This is a genomic window from Nitrosococcus wardiae, from assembly GCF_004421105.1.
GTDB classification, from domain to species: domain Bacteria; phylum Pseudomonadota; class Gammaproteobacteria; order Nitrosococcales; family Nitrosococcaceae; genus Nitrosococcus; species Nitrosococcus wardiae.
This window is the reverse complement of sequence record NZ_CP038033.1, coordinates 3,256,648-3,269,959: the sequence shown is the minus strand read 5'-3', so window position 1 is coordinate 3,269,959 and position 13,312 is coordinate 3,256,648. Positions and strand designations below refer to the sequence as shown.

The following is a 13,312-nucleotide window of genomic DNA, read 5'->3' as shown; positions in this document are numbered from 1 at the left end:
CTATGCTCAACTCGCCCAGGGAAAGAGATTAACCACGGCCAGAGTGATTAGCCCCTGCAAGACAGTAAAGTACCAAAATAGGGCTGTATTCTGTAGGTCCATGGGGTGGCTCGGGCCCAACCGTCCAGCCCAATAACGGACTACCCCATAGAGCCCCATGATAAATGCGACTGCTACGTGCAAAAGATGATACAACAGTAGAGTCCAGATGATGGCGGGGTAGGCGTGTTCGGTAGGCTGGAGTCCGGTTCCTTGGAGCCAATTAAGCTGGAGCCCGGTAAAGGTGATGAGAGCTGCGCAACCTAAGCCTACTGCGAGTTGGAAGCGTCGAGTCATGCCCTGGCTTAGGCTAATAACAGCCCATGCGATCAATCCCCCTGCCGTCAGCAGCACAGCCAGGGCGATGAGGGGGAGCTCCAGAGCGAAGGGGGGATAGCGGGGTGGAGGCCAAGCTGGGTTGACTGTCCAAAAGAAAAAATAGACGAAAACGAGTGAGATAAATGCGGCTCCATCACCTAAAAGGGTGATAAACATTGCCCACCAGCCTACCGATTCTGAACCCGAGACATATAGGGGCAATACTTGGCCACAACCGGCATTAATGGTGTCTTTATCGGGGATTTCTGCCGTCTCCCATACCCAACAGAGGATAAAGATAAAGGCGATTAGGGCGGATACGCCAGCGAGTATCCAGGCGTGAAAAGTCGCCGCAATAAAAAATCCGCCAGTGGCTACGGCCGTTAATAGCGGCCACCAACTCGGCCCAGGCACGCGTAGCACTTGGATAGGCTTGGCATCGATTACGCTGGTAATGATCGTTTCTCGGCGCAGGTCTGGCGCATCGGGAATCAAGAAGCGGCCATTATCCATATCATCCAGGAAATTTTCTTGTTCCCACAGGGGATAGCGGGTTTTTACGATAGGAACGCTGCGTGCCCCCCATTCCTTGGGCGGGATCTCCATCATCCAGTCTAGGGTCCCGGCATTCCAGGGATTGCGGCTCGCCTTTTCACCCCAGCGGAAGTGTAGAATCACATCGCTAAGCACGACCAGCACCCCCGCGGCGAAAGTAAATGCTCCTACGGTGGATAGCAGGTTAAGCCAATCCCAGCCTACACCTTCTGGATAAGTATAGACCCGCCTGGGCATTCCTAGCAGGCCGGTGAAGTGCATGGGAAAGAAGGCGGTATTAAAACCCAGAAATAACAGCCCAAAAGCCCAGCGCCCCAGCCGCGGCAGCATCTTACGACCCGAGATCACCGGCATCCAGTAATAAAGTGCAGCAAACATGGGAAACAACATGCCGCCAATGATGGTGTAGTGGAGGTGGGCGACCACAAAGTAGCTGTCGTGGACTTGCCAGTCGAAAGGCACGATAGCGACCATGACGCCAGATAGCCCCCCTATCACGAAGATAAGCAGAAAACCCGTGACAAACAGCATCGGCGTTTCGAATTTGACCCGCCCCAGTAGGAGTGTGGCGATAAAGGCGAAGATCTGGACTCCCGTAGGGATCACGACGGCCTCACTCGCTGCGGAAAAGAAGCTTAAGGAAATAAGGGGCAGGCCGGTAGCATACATGTGATGCACCCAAAGACCAAAGCTGATAAAACCGGTCCCTACCGCTGCCAAAACGATCCAGCTGTAACCGACAATGGGGCGTTGGGCGAAGGTGGGAACGATCATGGCTACCACTCCTACCGCAGGGAGGAAAATAATATAGACTTCCGGGTGGCCAAAAATCCAAAATAAATGTTGCCAGAGGATGGGATCACCGCCCCGGCTAGGATCGAAGAAGGGCCAATCGAAGGCGCGCTGAAGCTCGAGGAGGATATCACCGGCAATCAAGGGGGGAAAGGCAAACAGGATCATCCCCGCAGTAGCTAAGATATACCAAGCGTAGAGCGGCATGAGATTAATCGCCATGCCCGGCGGGCGTGTTTTGAGCACGCCGACAATAAGCTCTACGGCAGCAGCAAGGGAAGCGATTTCTACAAAGGAGAGGCCAAGCAGCCAGATATCAGCACCAATCCCCGGCGAGTGTTCTTGGTCAGTGAGCGGCGGATACATGAACCAGCCGCCGGATGGGGCCTTTAGCCAGAAGAGACTGGCGCAGACACAAATCCCGCCAATGATATAGCACCAAAAACCGTAAGCGGAGAGCCGTGGAAAGGGCAGGTCACGCGCGCCTAAAAATTGGGGGAGCAGGTAGACCGCTACAGCTTCTAAAAAGGGCACGGCAACTAGGAACATCATTACCGAGCCATGCATGGTGAAGATCTGGTTGTAGGTCTCTGGGCCGAGGAAATCGTTGTTGGGGACAGCCAGCTGGTAGCGCATCAGCAGGGCCAATACCCCGCCGAATAGGAGAAAAAGAAAAGCAGCGATGGTATACCAAAGGCCAATCTCAGTATTATTGACGGCGGTCACAGCAGACCAGCCCTTGGGTGCTGCCCATACCTTGAGCAGTCTTTCCTCCTGGGCCTTTTTTAAGGCCTTGTCCTCTTGTCGGGCCTTCACTGCAAGCTCTCCAGATAGGCGGCCAATGTTCGCAACGCCTCACCCTCAAAGGTGTTGAACGATGGCATCTTATTGCCTGGCTTAAGGATCTGATTGCCTGCAACCCAACCCGCCAGTGTCCCAATATTATTGGGCAGAATACCTGCCGCTAAGGAATAGCGCCTGCCCACATGGGTAAGATCTGGCCCAAATCGACCACCAGCGGGTGTGCCCCGCACAGTGTGGCAGGTACCACAGCCGCTATTAATAAATAGCCGCTGACCCCGCATTAAAAGGGGACTCCCTCGATCCTTGACCGGTTGCGCTTCTTGCTCAAGCCAGAGGGCGAAATTTTTTGGGGTTTCCGCAATGACGTAAAAAGCCATCAGTGCATGGGGGCCACCACAATATTCGGCGCATTGGCCCCGATAGGTGCCGGGTTGATCGGCTTGAAGGACCAAACGATTGGTGCGGCCAGGAACCATATCGATCTTGCCGGCCAAGGGTGGGACCCAAAAGCTGTGGATGACATCAGCCGATTTAAGTAATATTTCTACCGGTTCGCCAATGGGGATATGCACCTCATTGGCACTCACGATAGGTTGCTTCTGGCCGGGAGGCAGGTAGCGAATTTCCCACCACCACTGTTTGCCGATAACTTCAATCTGCAGTGCTCCCGAAGCGACGGGCTGTCGCAAGGTGGGTCCTAGAGAAAAGCTGTAAGTGAGCAGAGTGCTCAGGACCACTAGCGGCAGGGCGACACCGCCACCCAGAATAAGACCATACCCGGCGGGGGAACCGTGTCGCTCGGGTCGAATTCTAACGGCATAGAAAGCAATCCCGAGGACGATGACATAGATAATGAAGGCGCCTACGGCCATAGACCACCAGAGTGCCGCGATCTCCCGGGCGGCGGTACCGCTTGGCGCCAAGGCAGATTGAATCCCCCTACAGCCGGCAAGCTGACCCCATAGGGGTAGCAGGAGCCATCTTCCCAAGTGGAATCTACGGCCGCCAGCAGTCATGGCTAACGCAGCGTATATAAATAGGCGGCCATATGGCGGGCCTCTACCTCATTAATGCCCAGGGCGGGCATGACTGTCTTGGGATCGATGAAAGGGGGATTTTGCAACCATAAGGTTAGCCAGGCAGGTCGGTTCGGTATTCTTCCGGCGATATAACTGCGACGACCAAAACCCTCGAGCGAAGGTCCCACCGATCCGGTTAAGGTGTTGACTCCAGGAATCGGGTGGCAAGCGGTACAGCCATAGTGGGCGATTAGGTTGCGCCCGGTTTTGGGGTTTCCTCCGAGCACGCAAAGATGTAAGGGAATATCGTCAGCTTTGCAAGCTGTCCTTGCTTCTGCATTGATCTTTGTGGTGGGTTGGGGAGGCGGAGGGCGAACTGTTTCGAAATAAAGGGCCACGGCCCGGATATCCCTCTCACTTAGGCGCTTGGCGATGTTTTCCATGATAGCCAGAGGATCATTTTGGCGAATATTTCGCTTCCAGAGCAGCAGCTGCAGTTCAATATAGGGGGCATACTGTCCCGCTAGATAGGGAATATTCGGTGGATTGCCCGCTCCTTTAGAACCATGACAGAAGACGCAGGCTTGCACGTCTTCCCCTCGCGGCTCTTCCTCCAAGCCTTTCTCGGCAATGAGGCGACCCCGCTCTAGCACCTCCGGGGCTACCTTGGGCGGCGGAAAATAAGAGGCCGTGCTTGCGGCATAATAGGAGGCAACATCCTGCATCTGCTGCTCCGTGAGTTCCCGGGCAATAGAGGCCATAATGTCATTGGAGCGAGCGCCGGAAGCATAGTCGATAAGCTGTTTATAAAGATAATAGGCTGCTTGTCCTGCAAGGCGGGGAAAGGCTCCCGTGCTGTCGCCGGCCCCTTTGAGGCCGTGACAGAGAAAGCAGGGGGTAATCGTGGCGTCCTTACCGCCGACCACAATGGCGCGGCCAGCAACCGGATCCGCTTGATCGGGAAAAGTGATATCGGCGGCAAGTGGCTTTAACATGACTGTGGCAAGGGTGAGCGTGAGCATCCATAATTTTGGCTTAAAATGGGGAATATGATGACGACGAGAATGGTGCTTTTCCTGTGGGTGCTGGCCAATGCTACGGGTCTGGTTAGCGCGGCTGAACAGGAGACTCTTGTGGCCCAGGGAAAATATGTGTTTCGGGCGAGTGCATGCGAAAGCTGTCATACCGATGTAGAAAATAATGGCGCATTTCTTGCCGGCGGCCGGGCAATGGAGACGGACTTTGGTACCTTTTATACACCGAATATCACTCCGGATCTGGACACGGGTATCGGCCGCTGGACCTTGGAAGACTTCCGTCAGGCGATGATGACAGGGACGCGACCTGATGGCAGCCCCTATTATCCGATTTTCCCTTATCGCTGGTATACTGGGATGCTGCCGGAAGACATTGCTGCCCTGTGGGCCTATCTCCAATCTATTGAGCCGATTAAAAACAACGTGCCGCCCCACGATCTCAAATTTCCATTCACCTTTCGCTGGCTTAATTGGATTTGGAGACTGATTAATTTTAAGCCAGGCAAGAGGATCTTCGATGAACAGCGCCCGGCACAGTGGAATCGGGGGGCTTATTTGGTTAATCATCTCGGGCACTGTGGCGCTTGCCACACGCCAAAAACCTTTGGCAATTTCATCGGTATTGAATTTCTCGGCGGCTCGAGAAAGATTCCGGGGGTTCTCCCTGCTCCCAACATCACCCCTTCTCAAAAAGCAGGAATCGGCATTTGGTCGCAGCAGGATATTGTTAGAGCATTGAAGCGGGCGATAGGGCCGGATGGAACTCCCATTCGGGGCCCTATGGCCGAGTATGTGTTGTTCGGTTCTAGCTATCTGACTGACGAGGATCTTAACGCCATGGCTATTTATCTGCGGTCCTTGCCCATAAAGGAACAAACTGTAGAGACGGTTGAGGAGGAAATTCAAGAGATGCTTGGCCATGGCGATTAGGGTTCATACTCAGTGAGGGAGTTGATTCGCTTTGCCGGCAACCGAACCCGGGCAAAGTAGAGGGCGAGCCCGCGGATTTCCTCATCACTCAACTTTTTAGCAATCTCTGCCATCAGTTCAAGCGAATCATTCTGGCGCAGGCCCCGCTTCCATAGTTGAAGCTGACGCTCAGTATAGCTAGCAAATTGTCCGGCAAGGTAAGGATAACTAGGTGGGATACCAGCGCCTGCGGTCGCGTGACACAGGGCGCAGGCCCTAATAGAGCGTTTATCTGACCCAATGGCTGACAGGATTCCCCCTTGCTGCAAAAGTCGGGGTTCTCCCTCTGGACGCGGCGGATAAGGTGTATTCTTGATGGAGGCATAATAAGCAGCAACGGCCGCCCTTTGTTTTTCCGTCAAAACCCTGGCAACGGGAACCATCTCTTCGCTAGGACGAGTCCCAGAGGCAAAATCCTCAAGCTGCTTTTGGAGATAAAATCTGCTTTGTCCCCCTATTCGAGGATGCCCTTCAGAACCATCTCCTTGTCCTAGCTTGCCATGGCATCTAGCACATCTCACCTCTTTGGTGCCCTGCAAGGCAATGCGGCGACCGTTCTCAATTTCTTCTTGGATTGCAAACGTATTGTGGGGTCCGGCCAAGCAGAGCATCAGCCCCAGGGTGCCCGCCGTTAGGAATCGTGCCAACACTGGAATGCAGGGTAACTGCCCAGCTTGGATGGCTTGTAGAAGCACCGGCTCTTTTCCTTTGGCTACGGTCGCCGCCCTAAAGTATCCGCCATATAGGCATTGCGTTTCCCCATAGGTTTAGGTTTGCCGGTGGTGGTATCCATCTTGGTTTGGTGCTCCATTTCGGCGTTAAATTCTGCCCCTATCAGCACCGTTAGGGCCGTTAGCCAAAACCATAGCATCAAACTGACAACTGCGCCCAATGAGCCATAGGTTTCGTTATAGGACCCAAAATGAGACACATAAAAGGAAAATAACGCCGACACCAGTATCCACAGTAAGGTGGCGACTACAGCCCCAATGCTGACCCATTCCCAGCGGGGAGCTCTACGGCTAGAGCCAAAACGATAAAGTATAGCTAAAGCTATTATAACGATCACCGCTAGTAGGGGCCATCGTAACCAGATAAGGAGTACTTTGGTTTCTTCGCCGAGGCCAATATAGCCAAGCAGCGTAGGTAGGGCTACAATCAAACTCAGGGCAGCGACACTAAACAGGATTTCCCCCAGCGTAAGTAACAACGCCATTAAATTAAACCGGATCCAAGAGCGCTTTTCCTCCTCCTTATAGACGATGTTCAATGCCGTCATCAGTGCCCCCGTCCCCAGCCGCGCGCTCCATAAAGTCAGCAGGACCCCGAGCAGGGCACTCAGACTAAGAATAGTCGTCGATTGGCTTGTCAGGGTGTGGAGTTGGCTCCGAAGAATCTCCCAAGCCTCCGCGGGAATCACGTCATCCAATAAAGTAAGCTGGGCTTCCACATCTGCTGGGTTTGCCAGTACTCCGTAGATGGAGACCAGAGCTGCTAGGGTGGGGAAAATCGCTAGCAGGGCGTAAAAGGCTACCCCGGCAGAAACGATAAGCACATTGTTTTGGGAAAGTTGATCCAAAACTCGCCAGCCAATATCCCGCCAACCCAATAGGGGCAGGTGCCAGGGCTTAATGGCGCTACGGCCTCGGCGGTGTAGCCGCGGATCCTGCTTGATCTGTGTCTCTTTTTGATGTGCTGCACGCAGGGCCGCCAGTAAGGTGGGAATCTGCTCGTCTACCACCGCCCATAGGCCCATAGAACTGGGGTTGAATCTTGCGTTAGCGGTAATCTCTTTGAAACTGGCTAAGGTACGCCACTCCTCCTCTTTCAACCAAGGGTGAACATCATCGGGCAAACTTTGGGCTGCCTGGTAAATCCCTTCTAGGTTGTACAGCACAGCATCAACGGCCATTTTATTTTGATAAAAAGTGGCCTCATTCATATTTTGGGTATAGCGGAGTATTTGGCGGCAACCGAACTCCATTTCAGCCCAATATTGCCGCCATTCAAGGGTAGGAGTATTGATAGTCATATTCTAGAATATATATATATTATTCAACGGGGTACTCTTCTTTATCGCCCTGTGCCTTGATGCCTTTTGGTGACCGTTCTACTTGATATATCGTCGGTCGATGCACTGCTGGAAATTGGGCTAGGTGCTCATTAAGCAGATGCATATTTTTGCGATTGGCCTTCCAGCGGATATCGAACAGATCACCGACTAAGGGTACAGTCCCCACTATGCCATCAACTACAACATTCCAAATCATGCGCAGCAGCATTGTGGTGGGTATTCCCAAGCGTTGTGCCTCAAGGACGATGTAAGCGGACAGCGCGGTTGTAATCCCATCGCCCACACCGGGAATCAGACCCACTAGGCCATCCCATCCGATTCGCCAGTTAGTGCCTGGAATGCGAAACCGTTCGTCCAGCCAATAGGCGAGTTTAGCTAAGCGATCTCGATCTTGACTAGTCCACTGAGTCTTGCCGGTGGGTCTTGAGCGCCGTTGTATAGCCATAAGGAAAATTTCTGACCTCTAGCGTTTTGCAATAATCCACACGGCGTGAATAATGCCAGGAATATAGCCGAGCAGTGTCAACAGAATATTCAACCAGAATTGACCACCCAATCCGACCTGTAAAAATACGCCTAGGGGGGGCAACAGAATTGCAAACAGAATGCGTAGAAGATCCATGTGTATTACCTCACTTTTTGCTTACCGATTTGAAGATAAAGGGTACTTCCTTGTGCCCTAATTTTTACGTCGCTGTTTCACTTTCACTCTAAGCTATCGACTATTTCCTGCCTTGCTATAACTTGCTGAGGAAAGGCGCCGGGTTTCCTTAATTTACTATAGAGGGGGAGATCGGCGTCGGCCCATAATCAGAAACACTACAAACAAAACAATTCCTACAACAAACAAAATCCAAGCAATTTCTACTGCAATTCCAGCCACTCCCGTAAAGCCTAGGAGGGCGGCCACAAGGGCCACGATCAAGAAAGTTATTGCCCAACCAAACATTTTATTTATTCCTCCATATTGACTACATTTTTTTAATCAAATTTGATAACAGGAAAGCCTGTTGTGAATTTATGAGCAGGTTTAATGCCAACTTTATTAATATCAGCGGATTTTGATTCTTACAGCTTGGATAACTTTTAAAAATTTTTAAATTCTTGGATTTTAAAAAGGAAGAAAATCGTCAATTGTACCTTCTAACTCTTTGTAGTTTTTACACCCAACTTGCAAGCATTACATGGATTGAGACAACGCGTGGGTCCGCAGCTTCTTACTAAAGAGACTTCTAACTGTGGAAGAAACCGCACTCGTCCCCATGGTATGTTTTCTGCATCCTTATAAACGTGATGGCGACTACGTAATGGTGATATCAGGGGTAAAAAAATAAGATATGGAAAAAACAATTTTGATTACTGGCGGGGCGGGTTTCATTGGTTCCCATGTGGCCGATGAACTACTCGCTGCAGGCTACCGAGTGCGGATACTCGATAGCCTGGAAGCACAAGTCCACGGTCTCGATCGGCAACGCCCAGGCTATTTAAATCCTGAAGTAGAACTGCAAAGAGGGGATGTGCGGGATCCTGAAGCCGTTGCGCAGGCGTTGGAAAGCGTAAGTGGAGTATTCCACTTCGCAGCCCGGGTAGGCGTGGGACAAAGTATGTATGAAATTGAATCCTATCTGGATACCAATGTACGAGGTACTGCCGTGCTGCTCGAACAGCTTGTGAAGCGGCCGGTTGAATGCCTTGTCGTGGCTTCGAGCATGAGCATTTATGGTGAAGGGCTTTATCGCTCTGCGACGGGCAACCTCATCGAAGTGGAACGTTCTATTGCTCGGCTCCGCAGTGGCGAGTGGGAAGTCAGCGGGCCAGAAGGGGAAAAGCTTGAGCCCGTTCCAACCCCCGAGTCTAAGCATCCGGCGTTGGCCTCCATTTATGCCCTATCGAAGATGGATCAAGAGCGGATGTGTTTGCTCTTTGGACAGGCTTACGATATTCCTGTGGTGGCGCTGCGGTTTTTTAACACCTATGGCGAACGCCAAGCGCTATCAAATCCTTATACGGGTGTGCTCGCTATTTTTGGCAGTCGGCTGCTCAATGGTCGTCCTCCTTTAGTCTTTGAGGATGGACACCAGCGGCGTGATTTTGTCCATGTGCGAGATGTGGCCCGCGCCTGCCGACAAGCCCTTGAGATTCCCGATGCTGCCGGGCAGGCCTTCAATATAGGTAGCGGCCGTAGCATTTCCATTCTCGAACTCGCTCAAAAGACTGCCCAGGTAATCGGTAGCGATCTCATGCCAAACATCACTGGAGAGTATCGCAAAGGCGACATCCGCCACTGCTTTGCCGACATTAGCCGGGCACGGCGCATTCTTGGCTTTGAGCCCGAAGTCTCGCTGGAGGAAGGTCTCAGCACATTCGCCGAATGGTTAGCGGAACAACAGCCGGTCGATCGGGTCGATGAGGCTCGGGATGAGCTTCTCGCGCGAGGGCTGGCAGTATGATGGCCGGAGCACCCGGAAGAAAACAGGCCCGCTGTGGTATAAACGAGTGGTTTGCCCTAGGTGAGTACCGGCAAGCTGAACAACTACTGGATGATGCCTGTGCTGCTGGGTTTCGAGATATCCGCTTGGCGGTGACGTTAGCCCAATGGAATAGCCCTAAGGCACGGGCATGGTATGGTTGGCTAATCGCTAGAGCGGCCGAGCGCTTTGAGGTGGTCATTGCACTCCATCGTCTCCTGCCTCACCATTCCCATCAACTTCCTCCGGCATGGGTCCATGAAGCTTTAGCTTATCAAAGGTTTTTTGGGGAAGCGTGCAATGAGTTGGGGGACAGCATCCAATGGTTGGAATGTGCTGATTTGTTGGGAGTCCCCTCATGGCCAGATGCCTCTCCCCAATCAGCAGGGTTGCTATCCAAGCTTTTGTGCGAATCATCCGCGCCAAGCCTTTGTTTGGGTGGGCTCGTATTGGATGCGCGTTGGTTGGCCATCGCCTATCGCCAGGGGCTATTCGATTCGGTGCAAGCGCTTGCTTTTCGACGGTTTTCCCAGGCCGATAAGGACGGTGAGCTTGCTAAAGTGGATGAGGTTCTACCCGCTCCCCAGAGGCTGGAGCGTTGGTTAACCCCGGATCCGATCCCCCCTCGGCGTGACAGCGGCATTGGACTCCTTGTGGGAGAATGGGGTGGCTTGCTTAATGGGGCGGTGGAACGGGTTTATCTAAATTTGACTGCGGTGCCCGCCGAGGGCGAACGGCAGCCGGGACGTGGCCTGCGTACTGCCGATGGTAAACCCGCTCTGCTGGGACGCTTGCTGCAGCTGCAGGGCGGCGGATACGCCAGAGTGCAGGAGGTTGCCACCTGGGGCCAGGGTAGTGGAAAAAAGGGGGGGCGCGATCGGGAACTGGTCATTGGCGGTGCTGGGTTCATCGGTTGCAATGTGGCGGCACGGCTTGCCGCCCAGGGTCATCAGATTTTGGTGCTCGATGATCTTTCCCGCCCTGGTACCGAGTGCAATTTGGAGTGGTTACACCAGCGCTTTCCTAATCAGATCGAAGTGCTGCTGGCAGATGTGCGGGATCGAGACGCGGTCCAGTATGCTGTACAGCGGGCCTGCAGGATATTTCATTTTGCAGCTCAGGTAGCAGTGACTACCAGTCTCAAACAACCGTTTTTTGATCACGATGTGAATACGGTAGGGACTTTGAATGTACTGGAAGCAGCGCGTCGTCGGCGATATCCGCCGGGCCTGGTGTTTACTTCCACTAACAAAGTTTATGGTGATCTCGACGATTTAGAACTGCAACTGACCGCCTCTGGCTATGCCCCAGTGGATGATGTGATTCGTAGCCGCGGGATTGATGAATCCCGCCCGCTGAAATTCTGCAGCCCTTATGGCTGTTCCAAGGGCGCTGCCGATCAGTATGTGCTTGATTACGCCCGTACCCTGGGCTTGCCTGCGACGGTTTTGCGTATGAGCTGCATCTATGGTCCACGGCAATTTGGTAATGAGGATCAGGGATGGGTTGCCCATTTTATCCGCCAGGTGGTGAGTGAAACACCCATCACCTTCTATGGCGATGGACTTCAGGTGCGTGATGTGCTCTATGTGGATGATTTAGTAAAGGCGTTGCTAACTGCGGCTAATCACCTTCCAGCCATTGCGGGTGAGGCCTTCAATATGGGAGGTGGACCCCAGAATGTACTCAGCCTGCAAGGATTGGTAGATCAACTGGCGGTTTTGCATCATCGGGTTCCGGTGGTGTACAGGAAAGACTGGCGTCCAAGTGATCAGCGTTACTATGTTTCAGATACGAGCAAATTCCAGCGGGTCACGGGCTGGCGTCCAGCCATTGGAAGCAAGGAAGGGGTGCGGCAGCTTTATGAATGGATGCAGCAGGAGCTGACTGCCTCTCGCCCTGCTGCACACTCAGAAAAAGAGCAGGTCGTCTTATGAGATATGCATTGATTAACCCGATCTGGACCTTTGAAGGAAGCATCTACTTCGGCTGCCGGGATCCTCATTTGCCACTTGAATTGGGATACGCTAAGCAGATGCTTGAGGGCGCTGGGCACGAGGTGCTTCTCCTTGATGCCACTTTAGATCATCTCTCGCAAAGCGAACTCTGCGCCCGCGTAGCTACTTTCGGACCTGATATGACCGTCATCCCCACGGCCCCCAGTTATCTCTTTTGGCGCTGTCCGCCGCCAGAACTGCGCGTGCCTCAACAGTTGGTCCAAGCGCTTGGCGCAGCTGCGGGTATCCGGATTCTCGTGGGCCCCCATGCCTCGACCACGCCCCGTGCGGCGCTCCGTAAAGTGGGCGGCGATATTGCCGTGCTCGGGGAATGCGAAGAGGTACTCGTTCAGCTGGGCAGCCACTTATCGCGACTGCAAGAGGTGAGTGGCATTGCCTATCTACACGATGAGCAATGGCGGGTGCAGGGCGGACCGCAAATGGTGAATCTAGCTTCATTACCCGCGCTGCATTGGCCTCAGCACTTTTTGAGCGCACATCGGCATCATCATCATCGCTTCGATGAGCCGCAGCAGGGATTCGGCGCAGAAATTGAAGCTTCGCGGGGGTGTCCCTATGCCTGTTCGTTCTGCGCCAAGACGGATCATCGCGACCAATTCCGCCGCCGACCGCTGGATACACTCCTAGAAGAGCTAGACGGACTTATCAGCCAAGGAGTGAGATATGTTTATTTTATTGATGAGATTTTTCTCCCTCAGCGGCCGCTGCTGCAGGCGTTGAAACAGCGCCCCGTCCAATTTGGCATTCAGACCCGCATCGATCTTTGGAAGCCGGAAATGCTGGATCTGCTCGGTGAGAGCGGCTGTGTCTCCGTGGAGGCAGGGGTAGAGAGTCTCAGTGAGAGAGGCCGGGACTTGCTCAATAAGCATTGCCGGTTGAAAACCGTCCAGCTGCAAGAGCGGCTTATCTATGCGCGCCGCAATATTCCTTTCGTCCAGGCCAGCTTGCTCGATTCCCAGGTCGACGATCATGCCCAGGTAGAGGAATGGCGGCAGACCTTGCTCGCCCATGGCGTCTGGGCGAACAAACCCGTGCCCATGTTCCCTTATCCGGGATCGCCAGATTATATAAAACTTTGGGGCGTGCCGGATGACCTGGCGTGGGAACGGGCCGTGGACTACTATTTGCAGATGTTTTCTGAGTTTAGCGACATTCAAGAGGAGCTTCCTCGACCCCTTGAACACCTGGAACTTGGCGCCGCTGCAGCTTCATGAGAAAG

12 protein-coding genes are annotated in these 13,312 nt (G+C 53.3%); 4 read left to right on the top strand and 8 right to left on the bottom strand.

Annotated features, from left to right (window positions below; genetic code table 11):
- Window positions 1-6: 6 nt before the first annotated feature.
- From ctaD to E3U44_RS19390, 3 genes are read right to left on the bottom strand one after another with little or no spacing between them, the layout of a single operon-like run.
- The gene (gene ctaD, locus E3U44_RS15455; protein WP_134359009.1) at window positions 7-2,520 is read right to left on the bottom strand and encodes a cytochrome c oxidase subunit I; all 2,514 of its coding nucleotides are present in this window, start codon (window positions 2,518-2,520) and stop codon (window positions 7-9) included.
- Window positions 2,517-3,497, bottom strand: coding sequence for a cytochrome c oxidase subunit II (coxB, locus tag E3U44_RS15450; protein ID WP_240761567.1), 981 nt, complete (start codon window positions 3,495-3,497; stop codon window positions 2,517-2,519). Before coxB ends, ctaD begins: the two co-directional genes overlap by 4 nt.
- A 29-nt stretch (window positions 3,498-3,526) precedes the next feature.
- The gene (locus tag E3U44_RS19390) at window positions 3,527-4,549 is read right to left on the bottom strand and encodes a cytochrome c4 (RefSeq protein WP_166805097.1); all 1,023 of its coding nucleotides are present in this window, start codon (window positions 4,547-4,549) and stop codon (window positions 3,527-3,529) included.
- Between the two features lie 27 nt (window positions 4,550-4,576).
- Here E3U44_RS19390 and E3U44_RS15440 point away from each other — a divergent pair, with 27 nt between their 5' ends.
- Window positions 4,577-5,494: a c-type cytochrome gene (locus tag E3U44_RS15440; protein ID WP_166805096.1), complete on the top strand. Its 918-nt coding sequence runs from the start codon at window positions 4,577-4,579 to the stop codon at window positions 5,492-5,494.
- Here the strand turns inward: E3U44_RS15440 and E3U44_RS15435 are convergent.
- From E3U44_RS15435 to E3U44_RS15415, 5 genes are all read right to left on the bottom strand, one after another.
- On the bottom strand, window positions 5,491-6,228 hold the full coding sequence (locus E3U44_RS15435) for a c-type cytochrome (protein ID WP_134359006.1): 738 nt from the start codon (window positions 6,226-6,228) through the stop codon (window positions 5,491-5,493). The two genes, E3U44_RS15440 and E3U44_RS15435, sit on opposite strands and share 4 nt — an antisense overlap.
- Before the next feature lie 17 nt (window positions 6,229-6,245).
- On the bottom strand, window positions 6,246-7,565 hold the full coding sequence (locus tag E3U44_RS15430) for a YhjD/YihY/BrkB family envelope integrity protein (RefSeq protein WP_134359005.1): 1,320 nt from the start codon (window positions 7,563-7,565) through the stop codon (window positions 6,246-6,248).
- A 19-nt stretch (window positions 7,566-7,584) separates the two neighbouring features.
- A complete protein-coding gene (locus E3U44_RS15425) occupies window positions 7,585-8,052 on the bottom strand; it encodes a DUF4112 domain-containing protein (RefSeq protein WP_134359004.1) in 468 nt (155 codons plus the stop codon).
- Window positions 8,053-8,070: 18 nt separating this feature from the next.
- Complete coding sequence (locus E3U44_RS15420) at window positions 8,071-8,229, bottom strand: YqaE/Pmp3 family membrane protein (RefSeq protein WP_134359003.1); 159 nt, start codon at window positions 8,227-8,229, stop codon at window positions 8,071-8,073.
- Window positions 8,230-8,385: 156 nt separating this feature from the next.
- Window positions 8,386-8,556, bottom strand: a complete 171-nt coding sequence (locus E3U44_RS15415) for a DUF1328 domain-containing protein (RefSeq protein ID WP_134359002.1) — start codon at window positions 8,554-8,556, stop codon at window positions 8,386-8,388.
- Window positions 8,557-8,944: 388 nt separating this feature from the next.
- Between E3U44_RS15415 and E3U44_RS15410 the strand changes: the two genes are divergently transcribed.
- The 3 genes from E3U44_RS15410 to E3U44_RS15400 are packed head-to-tail and all read left to right on the top strand — an operon-like array spanning window position 8,945 to window position 13,307.
- Window positions 8,945-10,057 carry an NAD-dependent epimerase/dehydratase family protein gene (locus E3U44_RS15410; protein WP_134359001.1) on the top strand — a complete coding sequence of 371 codons (1,113 nt, stop codon included), beginning with the start codon at window positions 8,945-8,947 and terminating at the stop codon, window positions 10,055-10,057.
- Window positions 10,054-12,012, top strand: coding sequence for an NAD-dependent epimerase/dehydratase family protein (locus E3U44_RS15405; protein WP_134359000.1), 1,959 nt, complete (start codon window positions 10,054-10,056; stop codon window positions 12,010-12,012). The genes E3U44_RS15410 and E3U44_RS15405 overlap by 4 nt, the downstream gene beginning before the upstream one ends.
- Window positions 12,009-13,307, top strand: a complete 1,299-nt coding sequence (locus tag E3U44_RS15400) for a TIGR04295 family B12-binding domain-containing radical SAM protein (RefSeq protein ID WP_134358999.1) — start codon at window positions 12,009-12,011, stop codon at window positions 13,305-13,307. The genes E3U44_RS15405 and E3U44_RS15400 overlap by 4 nt, the downstream gene beginning before the upstream one ends.
- The last annotated feature ends 5 nt before the right edge of the window (window positions 13,308-13,312 follow it).

What these genes read in the sequence shown, in the direction of transcription:
- E3U44_RS15430 (WP_134359005.1), bottom strand. Translation starts at nt 7,565, where the DNA reads ATGACTATCAATACTCCTACCCTTGAATGGCGGCAATATTGGGCTGAA.
- E3U44_RS15425 (WP_134359004.1), bottom strand. Translation starts at nt 8,052, where the DNA reads ATGGCTATACAACGGCGCTCAAGACCCACCGGCAAGACTCAGTGGACT.
- E3U44_RS19390 (WP_166805097.1), bottom strand. Translation starts at nt 4,549, where the DNA reads ATGCTCACGCTCACCCTTGCCACAGTCATGTTAAAGCCACTTGCCGCC.
- E3U44_RS15415 (WP_134359002.1), bottom strand. Translation starts at nt 8,556, where the DNA reads ATGTTTGGTTGGGCAATAACTTTCTTGATCGTGGCCCTTGTGGCCGCC.
- E3U44_RS15410 (WP_134359001.1), top strand. Translation starts at nt 8,945, where the DNA reads ATGGAAAAAACAATTTTGATTACTGGCGGGGCGGGTTTCATTGGTTCC.
- E3U44_RS15400 (WP_134358999.1), top strand. Translation starts at nt 12,009, where the DNA reads ATGAGATATGCATTGATTAACCCGATCTGGACCTTTGAAGGAAGCATC.
- E3U44_RS15440 (WP_166805096.1), top strand. Translation starts at nt 4,577, where the DNA reads ATGATGACGACGAGAATGGTGCTTTTCCTGTGGGTGCTGGCCAATGCT.
- E3U44_RS15420 (WP_134359003.1), bottom strand. Translation starts at nt 8,229, where the DNA reads ATGGATCTTCTACGCATTCTGTTTGCAATTCTGTTGCCCCCCCTAGGC.
- E3U44_RS15405 (WP_134359000.1), top strand. Translation starts at nt 10,054, where the DNA reads ATGATGGCCGGAGCACCCGGAAGAAAACAGGCCCGCTGTGGTATAAAC.